Annotated in this window: 3 protein-coding genes; all 3 read left to right on the top strand. The window is 36.4% G+C overall.

The features are described 5' to 3' along the window. The coding region (locus SB847_RS20270; RefSeq protein WP_410565316.1) for a non-ribosomal peptide synthetase at window positions 1–1,865 on the top strand (1,865 nt) is incomplete at its 5' end. 174 nt (window positions 1,866–2,039) lie between these two features. Further along, window positions 2,040–9,893: an amino acid adenylation domain-containing protein gene (locus SB847_RS20265; protein WP_410565313.1), complete on the top strand. Its 7,854-nt coding sequence runs from the start codon at window positions 2,040–2,042 to the stop codon at window positions 9,891–9,893. 65 nt (window positions 9,894–9,958) lie between these two features. After that, a partial coding sequence (locus SB847_RS20260; protein WP_410565310.1) for an amino acid adenylation domain-containing protein occupies window positions 9,959–19,969 on the top strand: 10,011 nt, incomplete at its 3' end.

Genomic DNA, 19,969 nt, shown 5'->3' with positions numbered 1-19,969 from the left:
AGGCCGCAGAAGATGAACATAAGAAAATCGGCGATCTTCAGCTGCTTTCAAATGAGGAAAAGGATCGGATCTTGAGTCAATTCAACCAAACAGAAACAGATTATCCGAAGGATAAAACCATCCAGCAGCTGTTTATGGAACAGGCAGACCGGACGCCTGAGCGAACGGCAGTCGTATGCGGGCATGAAACGCTCACCTACCGGGAGCTTAACGAACGGTCCAACCAAATCGCACGGCTCCTTCTACAAAAAGGTGTTCAGCCGGAAACGATCGTGGGCATTATGGCCGACCGTTCTCCTGAGATGATTGCGGGCATGATCGGAATCATAAAAGCCGGGGCGGCCTATCTCCCGATTGATCCGGATTATCCGGAGGAGCGGCTTCAATATCTCATGAAGGACAGCGGCACTAAATTATTACTCACACAAGAGCACTTGATTGAAAAGATTCCTTTTACAGACACAATGGGCATAAGTGTGATTGCGCTGGATGATGAACGGATTGCCAAAGCCGAAAAGACGAATGTAACGGTGAGGAACAAACCGTCTGATTTGGCCTATGTCATCTATACATCAGGCTCGACAGGCAAGCCAAAGGGCGTATTAGTTGAACACAAATCTCTGATGAATTTATGTCACTGGTATGTCAATTTCCATGAGATCCGTGCATCTGACCGGATTACGAACTACCTGAAATATTCGTTTGATGCGTCCATTACAGAGATTTTTCCTTGTTTGATTACGGGAGCTGAATTGCACGTTTTAAGAGGGGATATCCGGCTGGATATGGGGAAACTCAATGAGTACATGAATGAAAACGGCATTACCGTCGCAACCCTTCCATACAAGGTGGGCGAACAGTTTATGCAGCAGGATAATCATTCTTTAAGAATGCTCATTTCCGGCGGAGAACAGCTCAATATGCAGACAGATACTGAATACCAATTGGTCAACGCGTATGGACCGACGGAAAACACATGCGTTACCACGAGTTATTTCGCAGACCGCAAGGGACATAACATTCCGATTGGAAAACCTATATACAATACAGAAATTTACATTGTTAATCAGAATAATCGACTATGTCCTGTCGGAGTGGCAGGAGAATTATGCGTCTCAGGTGATGGAGTGGCCAGAGGGTACTTAAACAATCCAGAGTTGACCGCGGAAAAATTTGTGTCCAACCCTTTTGAGAGCGGAGAGCGGATGTACCGCACCGGAGACCTTGCAAGATGGCTGCCGGATGGAAATATAGAGTTTGTCGGACGAATTGACCATCAAATTAAGCTGCGCGGCTATCGGATTGAACTGGGTGAAATTGAGAGCCATCTGGTAGAGCACCCGGATGTAAAAGAAGCGGCTGTCATAGCGAGAGAGGATTCAGGGTTGAGCCTTTGCGGTTATCTCGTATGCGAAAAAAAGGTGACTCCAGCTGAAGTCAGAGAGTTTTTGGAGAAACGGGTGCCTGATTACATGATACCGGCTTATTTTGTTCAGTTGGACAAACTTCCGCTAACCTCAAACGATAAAGTGGATAGAAAAGCCTTGCCGGCGCCAGAGAGAAGCGCATTATCCGAGGTGGAATATGAGGCGCCGAAGAACTATATAGAGGAGACTATTGTTTTAATCTGGGAGGAGCTTTTAGGTGTCAAACCTATCGGCATATCCGACAATTTCTTCGATATAGGAGGGAACTCATTAAAGGTGATGAGCGCTCTTACATCAATTAACAAGCAAATGAATACCAATTTATCTGTTCATAATGCTTTCGAAAATCCTACTGTTAAACAATTAGCGAATGCCATTTTGTCGGCAGGCACTGAATCCGAGATTGATATTCAGGATTATGTTGAAGAAGAAGTGTGATAAGAATCAAGATCTTCTTCTAGACGGGATTTAAGAATAAACGTTTTACGGTTTTTAACACAAGGCTGTGCAATCTCCAATTTTTGAGATTGCACAGCCTTGTGTAAGAGCTCTATGGTGTCGCTTCACTAAGATTTATTCAGGTATTGTAAAGTGAGAGGATTGATTATCATAATGGACATTATCGGCTTTGTAAATGAGCTTAAAAAATCAAATATTTTCTTATACCATAACAAAGGGAAAATAAAGATTATCGGTCCCAGAGAGTTAATAACCAATGAAATCAAACAAAGAATAAAAATGCATAAAAAACAAATAATTACATTATTGGAATCTGAAGATATTAAAAGAAAAGATGAAATTCCAAAAGTTGTTTCAACTGAAAACGGATGCTATCCCCTATCATTATCACAAAAAAGAATGGTTATTTTACATGAAATGGAAACAGAAGGGACTACATACAATATACCTTTGGTGATGAAATTGAAGGGCGATATCAAATTGAACGTCCTCGAAGATGCGTTTAAAAAGCTAATTAATAGACATGAAAGCTTGAGAACATCATTTGTTAATATTGATGGTGAGTTTGTACAAAAAGTAGAACAAGAAGTGAATTTTAAAATAGAGCACGGTGATATTCCAGAAGCAAATGTACCAGAGAGAATCAAAACCTTTATAAGGCCATTTAATTTAGGGAAAGCTCCTCTGCTTAGAGCAGAATTATTAAAAGTACAAGAAGGAGAACATTTATTGATGCTTGATATGCATCATATTATTTCTGACGGCCTGTCAATGGTCATTATAATGAAAGAGCTTTGCGATATTTACAATGGAATAGAGTTAAGTCCATTAAATATACAATATAAAGATTACTCAGAATGGCAGAGAATGCTGTATGAAGAAAAGAGTATACAAAAACAAGAGGAATACTGGCTTAACGTATTCAAAGGCGAGATCCCTGCTCTTCATATACCGACAGATTATAAGAGGCCTCAGCTTCAAAGCAATGAAGGAGACAGTTTAGGTTTTGAGGTAGACGCTAATCTAATGTATCAGCTTAAAGCTCTTGCCAGAGAAAATGGCGTAACACTATATATGCTTCTGTTAGCTGCATATACAATTCTGCTTTCAAAATATTCAGGGCAAGAAGATATAATAATCGGAACTCCGGTTTCGGGCAGGTCTCGTCCGGAGTTTAGAAGTATTATCGGTATGTTTATCAATACTTTGGCGATGCGAAATAATCCCAGAGCTGATTGCAAATTTATTGATTATTTGAAAGAAGTAAAAGTAAACACATTAAATGCATATGACAATCAGGATTATCAATTTGACTCTTTAGTGGAAAAGTTGGGAATTGCCAATAACAAAAGCAGAAATCCCCTATTCGATACTATGTTCGATATCCAAACGGCAGATGATGTCTCATTTAATATCGATGGGATCTCATCAGAAGTATATGATATTAAATTAAATATAGCTAAATTTGATTTAAGCCTTACAGCCATAGAATATCCAGATCAATTATCTTTTGATTTACAATACTGCACCAAGTTATTTCAAAGAGAATCTATTGCAAGACTATCAAAACACTTTGTAAACTTGCTGGTTTCAATTGTTGATGATCCAGCACAAAAACTAAATGAAATTAATATTCTCTCGGAAACAGAAAGACATGTTTTGTTACATAAATTCAATGATACCAAATCTGAATTAATGGAAACTTCAAATATAACCAGATGTTTTGAAAAGCAAGTGGAAAAGACACCAAATCACCCAGCGCTGGTATTTGAAGAAAAGTATATGTCCTACATGGAATTGAACGAAAAAGCAAACCAATTGGCAAGAATACTTAGGGCAAAAGGAGTAAAAAGAGATGTAATCACAGGGGTTATTGCTGAAAAATCTGCAGACATGATAGTCGGATTATTAGCAGTTTTAAAAGCTGGAGGAGCCTATTTGCCGATAGACCCTGAATATCCGACAGAAAGAATCCAACACATCCTCCAGGATAGCAGTGTAAACATAATTGTATGTCAGGAACATCTTAAAAATAAATTTGAATCGACAACCGCAACAGAAATTGTTTCGTTTGGAGAAAAAAACATCGGTCTTCAAAGTAAGGAAAACCTGCATCACATCAATGAACCCTCTGACTTAGCCTACATAATTTACACATCAGGGTCGACAGGGAAACCTAAAGGGGTTATGACCACTCATCAAAATGTTATGAATTATATTCATGCTTTTTCAAAAGTAATACCTTTAAATGAGAATGATTCAATCCTGCAAGTATCTTCATTTTCATTTGATGCGTTCACAGAAGAAATATTCCCGATCCTTCTAAACTCAGGGAAGCTTGTCATTAGCAGAAGCCTTAGAGAGATGAGTATTGATAAGCTGGTTAACTTAATTCATTTACACAAAATCACATTAGTCAGCTGCTCACCATTATTATTAAATGAAATTGATAAGAATGAACATTTGATTTTGAATAATAACATGAAGTTTATCAGTGGCGGTGATGTTCTAAAGTATGAATATATAAAAAATATGCTTAAGACGGCGAACGTATATAATTCATACGGTCCTACTGAAGCAACTGTTTGCGCCACATATTATAAGGTAAGCCCAAAGGATTGGCTGAAAACAAGTATACCCATTGGCAAGCCAATCAGTAATTATAAAGTCTATATTTTAGATGAACATTCTCAACTGCTTCCCATAGGAGTAGCCGGGGAACTATATATTGGCGGCAAGGGATTAGCCAGAGGATATCAAAATAATATTGAGCTGACAGAAAATAAATTTGTAATGAATAGATGGAATTCAGAAGAAAAACTGTATCGTACTGGAGATATGGCTAGGTGGCTGCCTGATGGAAATATTGAGTTTCTGGGAAGAATAGATAATCAAGTTAAGATACGGGGGTTCAGAATCGAACTTGATGAAATAGAATACCAGTTGTTGCAACATACAAATATTAAAGAAGCAAAAGTTGCAGTAAAAGAGGGCAATCAAAATAATAAATATCTATGTGCGTACTTAACAGTAACTGAACATTATGACAATATTGATAAACTTAAACTCAGAGAAGCTCTTTTAAAAGAACTTCCTGAATATATGGTTCCTTCGTATTTTATGCAGGTGAAAAAAATGCCTGTTACAATAAACGGAAAAATTGATCTTAAAGCGTTGCCAGAACCAGATTTAACTAAAATAATCGAAGAAACATACGAAGAACCAGAAAATGATATAGAAAAAAAACTCACATCTATTTGGAAAGAAATTCTAGGTATTGAAAAAATTGGTGTGAAGCATAATTTCTTCGAAGCAGGCGGAGATTCTCTAAAGGCTTTCTCATTAGCATCTAAAATATTTAAAACACTGAAAGTAGAAATTCCTTTAAAGCAAATTTTCACTTCACCTACAATAAGAGGACTCAGTGAATGGATAAATGGACAAGAAACAAGCATTTATTCCACTATAAAGCAAACTGAAGAAAAGGATTACTATTCTCTGTCTTCCGCTCAAAAAAGACTTTACATTCTCAATGAAATAGAAGGAAAGGGAAGCATTACATATAATCTTCCGTTTGTTTTGAAAATAAGCGGTCCGCTTAATCTAAACGCCTTTGAGAATGCCTTTAGAAAATTGATTAACAGGCATGAAGGATTGAGGACAGCCTTTGTCATACAAAACGGAGAACCTGTACAAAAGATTTTTGAAGATCCAGAATTCAAGATTGACGTTGACCATTCAGACAATTTCAGTTTAACAAACAAAATGTCAACGTTTATAAAGCCGTTTAATTTAGAAGAGGCCCCGCTTTTAAGAGTTGAGATGATAAAAGTTGACCATGAAGAACATATAATGCTGTTTGATATGCATCATATCATTTCAGACGGTATCTCACTTGATATTTTAATGAAAGAATTAGCGGATACTTACAATGGAAAACCTTTGCCTCCTTTGAAAATACAGTATAAAGATTATTCCGAATGGCAAAAGGGGTTATACATCAATAACAACATAAAAAAACAGGAAGAATATTGGTTACATGTTTTTAGGGATGATATCCCAGTTCTTAATATGCCTGCTGATTATCCCCGGCCGCAAATCCAGAGTAATGAGGGTCATAGATATGGTTTTGCATTGGAGCCTGAATTAACACAAAAACTGAGAGTTTTGGCTAAAGAAAACGGAGTGACGATGTATATGCTCTTATTAGGAGCTTATACGGCTCTTCTGTCAAAGTATACAGGTCAAGAGGATATTATTGTAGGTTCTCCTATAGCCGGGAGACATCATGAAGATTTAAAGAATATTGTAGGGATGTTCGTCAATACTCTAGCTATGAGGAATTATCCTAAACAAGAAATCAAGTTTGCTGACTATTTAAAAGAAATTAAAGAAAATACATTAAATGCTTATGACAATCAAGATTATCAATTCGATGAACTTGTTGAAAAATTAAATTTACAAAGAGACATAAGTCGAAATGCATTGTTTGATACGATGTTTTCTTTTCATAGTTCAACAGAAACCAGCTTTGGTGCAAATGAATTAACATTTGAACCTATTAACATTGACTTTGATATAGCAAAGTTTGATTTAAGTCTGTCAGCCATTGATTTTTCTGATCATATAAAATTCGACCTTGAGTACTGTACGGAATTATTTAAAGAAAGCACAATCAAACGATTTTCGAGCCATATGAACAACTTATTGCAAGCAATTGTCAATAATCCAAATCAAAAATTGTGTGAACTTAATATTCTTTCAGATGAAGAAAGAAAAATACTATTATATGGATTTAATGATACAGAGACGCCGTTTCCTGTCTCCACGATTCATGCTTTGTTTGAAAATGAGGTAGAAAAGAATCCTGCCGCAACAGCTGTGGTCTTTGATGACATAGAACTAAGCTACAAAGAATTAAACGAAAAAGCAAATAGACTAGCTAGAACGATGAGGGATAAAGGAATAACAAGAGGCAGTATAGTGGGAATAATGGTCGGCAGATCTGTAGATATGGCTGCAGGAATACTGGCGATTTTAAAGGCTGGGGGAGCATACCTGCCAATCGATCCTGATTATCCGCAAGAGAGAATAAACTTTATGTTAAATGATAGTTTAGCAGATATCATTCTTACACAAGGTCATTACATGAAAAGAATGAATTTCCGTCAGGAAGCAATAAATATTGATGATTTAACAATGTATCATGAAGACGGAAGTAATCTTAATGCCATCAATTCAACGTCTGATTTAGCCTATGTTATTTATACATCTGGCACAACTGGTACTCCTAAAGGCGTTATGGTAGAGCATAAAAATATAATTAATGCCCATTACGCTTGGAGAGAGCACTATGGATTGCCTGCATTTAAAGTGAGGCTCCTTCAGTTGGCGAGTATGTCCTTTGATGTCTTTACGGGGGATTTATGCAGGAGCTTATTGAATGGGGGCACAATGTATATTGTGTCAAATCATACTAAATTAGACATGGAATTATTACATGCAGAAATAGAAAAGCATAATATTAATATTTTCGAGTCAACGCCTGGCCTTATCATTCCGTTGATGAACTATATTTATGACAAAAAACTTAATATCGACAGTTTAAAACTGTTGATCCTGGGCTCCGACAGCTGCCCTTTAAATGAGTATAGAAAATTGCTTGAATTATTTGGGGATAACATAAGAATTATAAATAGTTATGGGGTAACAGAGGCTGCGGTAGATTCAAGCTATTATGAAGAAACTTATGACCGTCTACCCCAAATAAAGAACACGCCAATAGGAAAGCCGCTTAATAATACAAAGTTCTATGTATTAAATTCTTCATTAACACCTCAGCCATTAGGAGTATATGGAGAGTTGTATATAGGAGGAAAAGGTGTTGCAAGAGGGTATCTTAACACGCCTTCTATTACAAACGAGAGATTTTTAGATGATTGCTTTGAACCTGGACAAAAAATGTACAGAACCGGGGATATGGCCAGATGGCATCCGGATGGAAACTTGGAATTTCTTGGGCGTGCAGATGATCAAGTCAAAATCAGAGGTTATAGAATTGAGACGGGTGAAATAGAATCCTGCTTGCTGCGGTACGCGAATGTAAATCAAGGATTGGTAATGGCCCGAAATAATGAGAGTAATAACCCGTATTTATGTGCATATTTTACTGCTGGAGTAAATGTAACTGCAAATCAATTAAGAAATTTTTTGTCTTTGCATATACCAGATTTTATGATTCCAGCTTATTTTATTCAATTAGATGCATTTCCTCTAACCCCCAATGGGAAAATCGACAGAAAGGCATTACCATTAGCTGGATCTGGTTATCCTTGCAGCAGTTCAGAAGATTATGAACCTCCTAGAAACCAAATAGAAGAGGATTTAATCACTATTTGGGAAGATGTCTTGGGTACAAGCGGAATTGGAATCAGCAAAAGCTTTTTTGAAATCGGGGGCGATTCAATTAAAGCTTTGCAAATCGTCTCAAAGCTATCAAAGAAAGGATTAAAACTTAAGATTAGGGACCTGTTTGCCAATCCTAAAATAAAAAATCTTAGCAAGTATATTCTATTTGACAGACAACCTAATAATAATAGTGAAATCATTCAGGGCAGCTTGCCATTAACTCCTATCCAAAAAAGGCATTTTGATATAAACAGCACCGAATTCAATCATTATAATCAGGCATTTATGTTTTTTAGAAAAGATGGATTTAATGAAGATATTACCGAAGCGGTTTTTTCTAAAATTACTGAACAGCATGATGCTTTGAGAATCGTCTTTAAAGAAGAAAACGGAGCCTTTGTCCAATTTAATCGAGGATTAAGCGAAAAAGCCTTTGATTTGAATATTTGTGATATCTCCAATGAAAAAGATCCTAATGCCTTTGTCCAGCATATAGCTACCAATTTGCAGAAAGAGATTTCGATATCAAATGGGAAACTAATGAAGCTTTGCATATTCAAAACACAGGAAGGCGACCATCTGCTGATTGTTGTTCATCACCTAATTATCGATGGAGTTTCCTGGAGAATTCTTTTCGAAGATTTGCAAACAGCATACAAGCAGGCCCTAAACGGAGAAAAGATTGACTTGGGTTATAAAACTAGTTCTTACATGGAATTTTCAAAAACACTAACAGAGTATGCGGACAGCAAGCTGCTTAAGAAAGAAGTGGAATACTGGGAAGCAATATCAAGCACCAAAACACACTTCTTGCCCAAAGCACAAGATGAAAATTCAAATGATTATCAAAACAATAAAACAATTAGAACCTCTTTAAACGAAGAATTCACGGCTAAATTATTAGGTGAAACCAACAAAGCCTATAATACGCAAATAAATGATTTGCTCCTGACTGCTTTATTGATAACAGTAAGGGAGTTAACAGGTGAAAACAAGTTAAAAGTTCTAATGGAAGGACACGGAAGGGAGGATATTTTTGAAAATATAGATTTAAGCAGAACAATAGGCTGGTTTACGTCATTGTATCCAGTATATCTGGATTTAAATGAAGAAGTAGAAATATCCAAAAGCATAAAAATAGTAAAAGAAACATTAAGGAAAGTCCCTAATAACGGGATAGGATACGGCATACTAAAGTATTTGGCGAAATCAAACATTCTTTTAGAAGACCAGGCTCCTCCTATATTATTTAACTTCTTAGGCGAAATTGATACAAAAATTGCAGATCATGAATTTTCCTCATCATGGTTGCCAACCGGTATAAATATAGGCGAAAAGAGTGCCAGAGATGCATCAATTGAAATGGATTCTATCGTGTCAGAAGGCAAATTATTCATCAGCACTACATTCAACTATAAAGAATATTCAGAGCCAGCGATTGAGAACTTTAATAAGATGTATAAAAAACATTTAGAAATGATTATCGATCACTGTGTCAATAAATCCGATAGTGAAAAAACATCATCTGATTACGGCTATGATTTGTCATTAGATGATCTTGAAGAACTTTTGAATGAATATGAACATGCAGACAGCTAGTCACAAGATTATTCTGAGTTTTTCTTTAGAGGTTTTTTACAGAAACAATTTAGGAGGATTATGTCATGAGTGGAAAGAAAGTCGAGAAAATATACCCGTTGTCAAATATGCAAAAAGGGATGCTATATCATTCTATTAAAGGAACAAGTTCAAATGCCTACTTTGAACAGATCGTTATGGACATAAAAGGCAGTATCAACGAAGCTTTTCTAGAGGAAAGCTTCCATGAAATCATAAAGCGTCATGAAATCCTAAGGGCTTCGTTTAATTATAAAATGAATGAACCTCTGCATGTCATTCTAAAAGATAGAAAGATGAAGTTTAACTATATGGATATAAGTGCTGTTGATTTAAATGACAAACAGCCTTATATAGAGAATTACTTGAAAGAAGATAGATCAAAGGGTTTTGATATAACAAAAGACACACTAATGAGGGTTTGTTTGATAAAAACAGAGGAATCCTTTTATAAATTGGTATGGAGCTTTCATCATATATTACTCGACGGCTGGTGTATAGGAATCATATTAGATGAACTATTCACTATCTACTCACATAAATTAAAAGGAACTAAGCATCAATTAGATGATCCAAAACCGTATAGCGATTATATAAAGTGGCTAAACAGTCAGGATACAGAAGAAGGTTTGGTTTATTGGGACGATTATTTAAAGGGATACGATGTGAAAACAACTATTCCTAGACTCTCTAATGAAAATGGACGTGATTATAAAAGAGGGGAAAGAATAATAGAATTCACAGAAGAAATGACAGAGAAAATCGTACGCCTGGCAACCAAAAACCATGTCACGTTAAACACAGTAGTCCAAAGTATATGGGGGCTGATTTTAGCTAAATACAATAATACTGAGGATGCCGTTTTTGGTACGGTTGTATCAGGAAGGGATGCTTTAGTAGACGGTATTGAAAATATGGTAGGTTTATTCATAAACACTATTCCTACAAGAATTACATTTGATAGTGATTATACTTTTCAACAGCTTTTAAAATCAGTCCAAGAAGGTGCTCTGGATACGAACAACTATAATTTTATTAGCTTAGCTGACATTCAATCACAAAGCACATTAAATCATCATCTTTTAGATCATGTATTGGTCTTTGAAAACTACGCAGTAGATAAAGAAGCAATTGAAGATAAAGAAAGTGACCTAGGTTTTGAAATTGTTTCTGTAACTGATGAAGAGAGAAGTAATTATGACTTTAGCATTACTGTAGGAATAGGTAAAAAGCTAAAACTAATGCTGGTTTATGATGAAAGTGTCTATGAAAGAGAATTAATCAACAATATTGCTGTTCATATAGAGAATGTTACTTTACAGGTTTCTGAAAATGACACTAGGAAAATCGGCGAGATAGATTTACTGTCAGATACTGAAAAGCAAATTCTTTTCAATAAGCTTAATCAGACAAAGCAGTTATATCCAAAACATAAATTACTTCACCAATTATTCGAAGAGCAAGCTGAAAAAACGCCTGATCGTGTTGCGGTTCATTGCGGCAATAAAAGTCTTACCTATATGGAGCTGAATCAGAGGTCCAATCAAATTGCTCAAATGCTTCGAGAAAAAGGCATCCAGAACAACAATATTATCGCACTCATTTCTGACCGTTCATTTGAAATGGTTATTGGAATTGTAGGAATTCTTAAATCTGGTGCAACTTACCTTCCAATTGATCCGGACACTCCTAGGGACCGAGTAAAGTATATGTTAAAAGATAGCAATGCATCTATGTTATTAACGAAAGACTTATTTATGGACAAGGCTCGATTTGGTATAGAAGCAATTAGCTTAGACAAGTTAGATTTTTCCAAATACAGCTCGGAAAATTTGCCAGCTTTAAATAATTCTCAAGATGCAGCTTATATTGTATACACTTCAGGCTCTACCGGAACTCCAAAAGGTGTAATGATCCCTCATTACAGTGCAATCAGGGTGGTTAAAAACACGAATTATATTGAAATTTTTGAGACTGATTCTATTTTGCAGTTGTCGAATTATTCATTTGATGGATCAATTTTTGATATTTTTGGCGCCCTTCTTAATGGAGCAAGGCTTGTAATGATTGATAAGGAAGCTGTGCTGGATATTAACAAGTTATCACAGATCATTAAAAACAATCATATCAGTGTGATGTTTATTACTACTGCCCTGTTTAATACACTTGTTGATCTGGAGATTGACTGTTTAGACAACGTAAGAAAAATTCTTTTTGGCGGTGAAAGAGTTTCGGTATCGCATGTTAGAAAAGCACTTGAAAAACTAGGTAAAGACAAGTTAATCCATGTTTACGGTCCGACTGAAAGTACTGTATTTTCAACATATTATTTTATTAACGAAGAAACTGAAATCATTCCAATCGGTAAACCAATAGCAAATACATCTGTATTTGTTGTGGGCAGAGGTAATCAATTGCTGCCCGCTGGCGTGCCTGGAGAGCTCTGTATCTCCGGAGATGGATTAAGTACGGGCTATTTGAATAATACAAACTTAACTGCTGAAAAATTTGTCCCAAACCCTTTTGTTCCAGAAGAAAAAATGTACCGGACGGGGGATCTTGTACGCATGCTCTCTGACGGAAACATTGAATTTTTAGATAGGATTGATAATCAAGTCAAGCTTCGAGGATATCGAATAGAGCTTGGTGAAATTGAAAACCAACTCTTGAAATGTAACGAAGTGAACGAGGCAGTTGTCAATATAAACAGAGATCAAGATGAACAGCAGTACATTTGCGCATATTTTACTTCAAGTAATTCAAAATCCGATCTTGTAAAAGAATTGAGAGCGTTTTTGGAACAATCACTGCCGTATTACATGATTCCTTCCTTTTTTGTACAAATGGACAATCTGCCGCTTACCAAAAACGGAAAAGTGAATAGAGCTGCTCTTCCGCAACCAGATGAAACAAATTTCTTAGAAAGCTATGAAGCTCCGACAAATGATGTGGAAGAGAAAGTATTATCCATTTGGAAGGACATTTTAGGTGTAGAAAAAATAAGCATAAACCAGAGCTTCTTCGAGGTAGGCGGCCATTCCTTAAAGGCTACAACCATGATCTCCAGAATTCATAAAGAATTTAAAATAGAAGTACCCTTACGTCAAATTTTCCAGACTCCAACCATCAAAGGAATTGGAGAGTTCATTATCTTAGCTAAGGAAGGTGTATACTCATCTATTAAACCGATAGAGGAAAAAGCTTTTTATCCACTTTCATCTGCACAGAAAAGGTTATTTATATTGAATCAAATAGAAGGAACCGGTATATCCTACAATATGCCTTTTGCTATGAAAATTAATGGTGACTTAAATATTAAACAGCTTGAGAAGTCCTTTTGCAAATTGATTGAAAGACATGAATCTTTAAGAACATCCTTTTCTATGGAAGATGGCGAGCCCATACAAAAAATCCATAAGAGGGTTGAGTTTCACTTGTCATATAGAAAGGTTGATTCAGAAGAAGTTGATCGCATCGTTAGTGAGTTTGTTAAATTTTTTGATTTGGAATCTGCCCCCCTTTTAAGAGCTGGGCTTCTAACCTTGTCGGATGATGAACACCTTTTGATGCTTGATATGCACCATATTATTTCAGATGGTGTTTCTATGGGAATACTGATGCATGATTTAGCGCATTTTTATGAAGAAAAAGAATTGAAGCCTATTAGTCTGCAATATAAGGATTACTCTGCTTGGCAGAAAGAATTATATGCAAAAGAAGAATTAAAAAAACAAGAAGCATACTGGACAAATGTATTTAAAGATGAAATCCCTGTTCTAAATCTGCCCACAGATTTTAAGAGACCGCTGAAACAGAGCATTGAAGGAAGCCAACATAGCTTTGAGATAACCAGCACGCTTACAGAAAAGCTAAATCAAATTGCAAAAGAAAATGGCGTTACGATTTATATGCTGCTTTTAGCGAGTTATACAGCGCTCCTTTCGAAATACACTAACCAAGATGATATTGTAGTAGGCTCTCCAATCGCAGGAAGACCACACCATGATTTGAAGCATATTGTAGGACTTTTTGTAAACACACTTGCTATGAGGAATTTCCCGAAAGGCCAAAAAACTTTCGTTCAATATCTTAAGGAAGTTAAAGAAAATGCTCTAAAGGCTTATGAAAATCAGGATTATCCTTTTGATGAGTTGGTTGAAAAACTAGATATCAATAGGGACATGAGCCGGAGTGCTTTGTTCGATACAATGTTCGTCTTGCAAAATTTAGAGTTTGCCGATGATCATTTTAAGAATCTTAAGTTTGAAACTTTTGAAACGAAAACTAAAATAGCCAAATTTGATTTGACCCTTTCAGCTATTGAAACTGACGACACTATAAAATTTGATTTAGAATACTGTACTGCCTTGTTTAAACAAGAAACAGCTGAAAGAATTTCAAATCACTTTGTGAGTGTGTTAAGGGAAATTTCCAATAATCCTGAGGTTCCCTTAAATCAAATTGATATTTTAACCGATGATGAGAGACATCTTCTTTTAGGTCAATTCAACCAAACAGAAACAGATTATCCGAAGGATAAAACCATCCAGCAGCTGTTTATGGAACAGGCAGACCGAACGCCTGAGCAAACGGCAGTCGTATGCGGGCATGAAACGCTCACCTACCGGGAGCTTAACGAACGGTCGAACCAAATCGCACGGCTCCTTCTACAAAAAGGTGTTCAGCCGGAAACGATCGTGGGCATTATGGCCGACCGTTCTCCTGAGATGATTGCGGGCATGATCGGAATCATAAAAGCTGGGGCGGCCTATCTCCCGATTGATCCGGATTATCCGGAGGAGCGGCTTCAATATCTCATGAAGGACAGCGGCACTAAATTATTACTCACACAAGAGCACTTGATTGAAAAGATTCCTTTTACAGACACAATGGGCATAAGTGTGATTGCGCTGGATGATGAACGGATTGCCAAAGCCGAAAAGACGAATGTAACGGTGAGGAACAAACCGTCTGATCTGGCCTATGTCATCTATACATCAGGCTCGACAGGCAAGCCAAAGGGCGTATTAGTTGAACACAAATCTCTGATGAATTTATGTCACTGGTATGTCAATTTCCATGAGATCCGTGCATCTGACCGGATTACGAACTACCTGAAATATTCGTTTGATGCGTCCATTACAGAGATTTTTCCTTGTTTGATTACGGGAGCTGAATTGCACGTTTTAAGAGGCGATATCCGGCTGGATATGGGGAAACTCAATGAGTACATGAATGAAAACGGCATTACCGTCGCAACCCTTCCATACAAGGTGGGCGAACAGTTTATGCAGCAGGATAATCATTCCTTAAGGATGCTCATTTCCGGCGGAGAACAGCTCAATATGAAGACAGATACTGAATACCAATTGGTCAACGCGTATGGACCGACGGAAAACACATGCGTTACCACGAGTTATTTCGCAGACCGCAAGGGACAGAACATTCCGATTGGAAAACCTATAGCCAATACGGAAATTTACATTGTCAATCAGAATAATCGACTATGTCCTGTCGGAGTGGCAGGAGAATTATGCGTATCGGGTGATGGAGTGGCCAGAGGGTACTTAAACAATCCGGAGTTGACCGCGGAAAAATTTGTGTCCAACCCTTTTGTGAGCGGAGAGCGGATGTACCGCACCGCAGACCTTGCAAGATGGCTGCCGGATGGAAATATAGAGTTTGTCGGCCGAATTGACCATCAAATTAAGCTGCGCGGCTATCGGATTGAACTGGGTGAAATTGAGAGCCATCTGGTAGAGCACCCGGATGTAAAAGAAGCGGCTGTCATAGCGAGAGAGGATTCAGGGTTTAGCCTTTGCGGTTATCTCGTATGCGAAAAAAAGGTGACTCCAGCTGAAGTCAGAGAGTTTTTGGAGAAACGGGTGCCTGATTACATGATACCGGCTTATTTTGTTCAGTTGGACAAACTTCCGCTAACCTCAAACGATAAAGTGGATAGAAAAGCCTTGCCGGCGCCAGAGAGAAGTGCATTATCCGAGGTGGAATATGAAGCACCTAGAAATGAAGTAGAAAGTATACTTGTTAAAATATGGAAGGGTATTTTAAACATAGAAAACTTAGGAATAAACCATCATTTCTTTGTTTCAGGTGGTGATTCCATTAAAGCATTGCAGATCGTTTCCAGACTCTCAAGGTTTAATCTTAAATTGGAAGTAAAAGACTTGTTTGCAAATCCAACTATCAAAAAGTTAAGCAAATATGTGAAAAAACAAGAAAAACGGATTAAAACCTATGAAATAGTTAAGGGAAAAGTAGAATTAACACCAATTCAAACATGGTTTTTTGAAAAGAATAAAGATGAATTAAATCACTTTAATCAATCATTTATGCTTTTTAGAAAAGATGGTTTTAATGAGAACTTTGTCAAAGCCGCATTCAATAAACTCCTAGAGCATCATGATGCTCTAAGAATGATATATGAAGTAAATAAAGAGGTGATTAGTCAATATAACAGAGACTTCAAAGAAGAACTATTCAATTTTTACGTATATGATGTCAGAGGTTTGAACAATGATGAAGAAAGAGTATATGAACTTGCAACTGATATTCAAAAGAAGTCTTCTATTACAGATGGAAAATTGGTTAATGTGGGCTTATTCCATGCAGATGACGGCGATCATCTTTTAATCGCTATTCATCATTTAGTAGTTGATGGAGTTTCATGGAGAATATTGTTTGAAGACTTTGAAACCTTATACGCCCAAGCAGAAAAGGGGAAAACTCTTGATATTGGGCAAAAATCCGATTCTTTTCAACATTTTTCATCAAGGCTTCAGGGCTATGCCAATGGAAAGAACTTAAAAAAGGAAAGCGACTATTGGAAAAACGTAGCTAAGGCTGAAGTTAGATTTCTGCCAAGAAAAAAAGAAATAAACAGAGACACATTTGAGAATAGTAAAACGTTAAGTGTCAAGTTAGATAGTAATAAAACCGATAGTTTATTAAGAGAGGCAAACCGGGCCTACAATACAGAGATCAATGATATTTTGTTGACTTCTTTACTAGTAGGGGCGAGAGAAGTTACTGGAGAAAACAGTATTAAGATTAACATGGAGGGACATGGAAGAGAAGATATTTTTAAGGATATAGATATTAGCAGAACTGTTGGCTGGTTTACCACTATGTATCCTGTACTCATTGATTTAGGGGAAGAAAAGAGACTTTCAGAAAATATAAAAATGGTGAAAGAAATTCTTAGAAAAGTTCCAAATAAGGGTATTGGCTTTGGCATTATAAAATATTTATCGACTGAGATTGATTTAGAAGAACATAAACCAGTTTTCTCATTTAACTATCTGGGGGAAATGGATAACGATGTTAACCGCGATGGATTTTCAGGTTCGAAGTTCTCATATGGAGAGAGCATTGGAGGAAAAATTTCACGAAACAATCCAATAGAAATTAACTCCATTATTATTAACAATGAGTTGTACGTAAATACAACTTTTAATGAATCCGAGTATGATGAAGAAACAATTAACGTCTTCAATGAGAAATTTAAAGAAAGCCTTGAAAAGATAATTGACCATTGTTCAGGAAAGCAAGAGCCAGAAAAAACTCCATATGATTATGGGGATTACAAGCTAACACTTAATGAACTTGCTGATATTAAGAAAAAATATGCAGGTTTAAAAATTGAAAAAATATATCCATTAGCCAATATGCAAAAAGGTATGCTGTTTCATGCATTGGAAAATAGAAATTCTAGAGCATACTTCGAACAAACTGTAATAGAAATTAACGGGAAAGTTGATACAGATCTTTTAAAAATGAGCTTCAATAAGGTTATGCAACGATACGAGATACTTAGAGCGTCATTTGAATATGAGATCGTTGAAGAACCTAGACACGTTATCATAGCTGACCGAGAAATTGATTTTAATTACATTGATATTAGAGATAGAGATCAATCAGAAAAAGAAGTTTATATTCAGAGTTTTAGAGAAAAGGATAAAGAAATCGGTTTTAACCTGGCAGAAGACACTTTAATCAGGGTTAGTGTAATCCGTACTGGAGATAAGTCGTATAAACTCGTCTGGAGTCATCACCATATTCTTCTAGATGGTTGGTGTCTGAGCATTATCTTGGGTGAGTTATTCACCTTGTACGGCAAAATGAACAGCGGGGAAGGCATTGAGCTAGAAGAAGCCAAACCTTACAGCGATTTTATTAATTGGCTGGAGAGGCAGGATATTGAGGAAGCCAGATTATATTGGAAGAACTATTTGAAAGGATACAAAGAAAAAACCCAAATCCCTAAAATAAATAGTATCACTAATAATAGAGAGTATGACCGTAAAGAAAAAGTCATTGAATTTTCAACAGACACTACAAACAAATTGAAGACCCTGGCCAGTCAATGCAGTGTAACATTTAATACTTTATTTCAGAGTATCTGGGGAACAGTTCTAGCGAAATACAATAGCACAGATGAAGTTATTTTTGGATCTATTGTATCCGGAAGAGAAGCACCAGTTGATGGCATCGAAAAGATGATTGGATTATTCATCAATGCCATTCCCACCAGAATTAAACTTAATAAAGATACGATGTTTAAGGATGTTCTCAACGTTGTGCAAAGGAATGCGGTAGAAAGTAACAATTTTAATTATCTGAATCTAGCTGAAGTACAATCACTGAGTGATTTAAAGAAAGATTTAATAGATCATATTATCGTGTTCGAAAACTACGCTGTTGATGACAGTATTTCCCGAAACGGCAAGTTAGATATTGGTTTTGAGGTAGAGGATTTATATGCAGAAGAGCAAAGCAACTACAGCTTTAGCATTTCGGTAACCCTAGGTGAAACATTAACCTTGGTCTTAACCTATGACGGTAACGTTTATGATGAAGTTTTAATTGAAAATATCGAAGGCCATCTTAGTACAGTAACTGAGCAAGTTGTTTCCAATGAAAATAAAAAAATTGGTGATATCCATATAATCTCTGAAAAAGAAAAGATTCTATTTGGAGAATGGAATGATACAAAGGAAAACTACCCTAAAACTAAGACTATACAAGAACTTTTTGAAGGTCAGGCTGAACAGACACCTGAAAATATAGCAGTTGTTTTTGAGAATGAAAGGTTAACCTATCGAGAGTTAAATGAGCAGGCTAATCATCTTGCATCCATTTTAAGGGGAAAAGGTGTTAAGCCAAACACGATTGTAGGAATTAAGGTTGAGCGTTCTCTTGAAATGATAGTAGGTATGCTTGGGATATTAAAAGCTGGTGGGGCTTATCTTCCTATTGATCCTGAATATCCGAGAGACAGGGTAAAATATTTAATAAAAGATAGTGGTATAGAAATACTTCTGAAAAAAGAAAGTGAAGATGCGGATTTTGATCTGAACTGTATCAATATTAATCTTGAACTATTTAGGGATCAGGTTAAGGGAAACTTACCTGTTATTAATGAATCTTCAGATATGGCTTATATTATTTATACTTCTGGATCAACTGGAAAACCAAAAGGTGTCATGGTAAATCACAGTTCTATCCTAAATACACTATGTTGGAGAAAAGAATACTATCAATTTAAAGAGACCGATGTTACTTTGCAAATGCCATCTTTTTCGTTCGACAGTTCTGTGGAAGACATTTTTACTACTTTGGTCTCTGGAGCTCAGTTAGTTTTAATGAAAGATCTAAGATTAAATCTCAATAAATTGATTACTATTCTTGGTGATTATAAGGTTACAAATTTACTGGCTGTACCTAGTTATTATAACAACCTGTTAGACATGATCAGTGAACGATTGAACCATATGAGATTTGTCGCAATTGCTGGAGAAGGGTTCAGTGATGCTTTAATTAAAAAGCACTTTAGGAAGTTGCAGGATGTTCAATTATTTAATGAGTATGGTCCAACAGAAAACAGTGTTTGCTCTACGGTTTGTGAATTGAATCCGGAAAATCAAAAGGTTCTAATTGGTAAACCTATTTCAAATAACAAAATATATATTTTAGATCAAAATAACTGCCTTGTGCCAGTGGGAGTGCCGGGAGAGCTTTGCGTGAGCGGGGCTGGTCTT

It is taken from the genome of Bacillus sp. SIMBA_026 (genome assembly GCF_046535335.1).
Lineage (GTDB): Bacteria > Bacillota > Bacilli > Bacillales > Bacillaceae > Bacillus > Bacillus velezensis.
This window is presented reverse-complemented; position numbering and strand designations above follow the sequence as displayed.

Coding starts and splice junctions, on each gene's coding strand:
- SB847_RS20265 (WP_410565313.1), top strand. CDS start 2,040: ATGGACATTATCGGCTTTGTAAATGAGCTTAAAAAATCAAATATTTTC.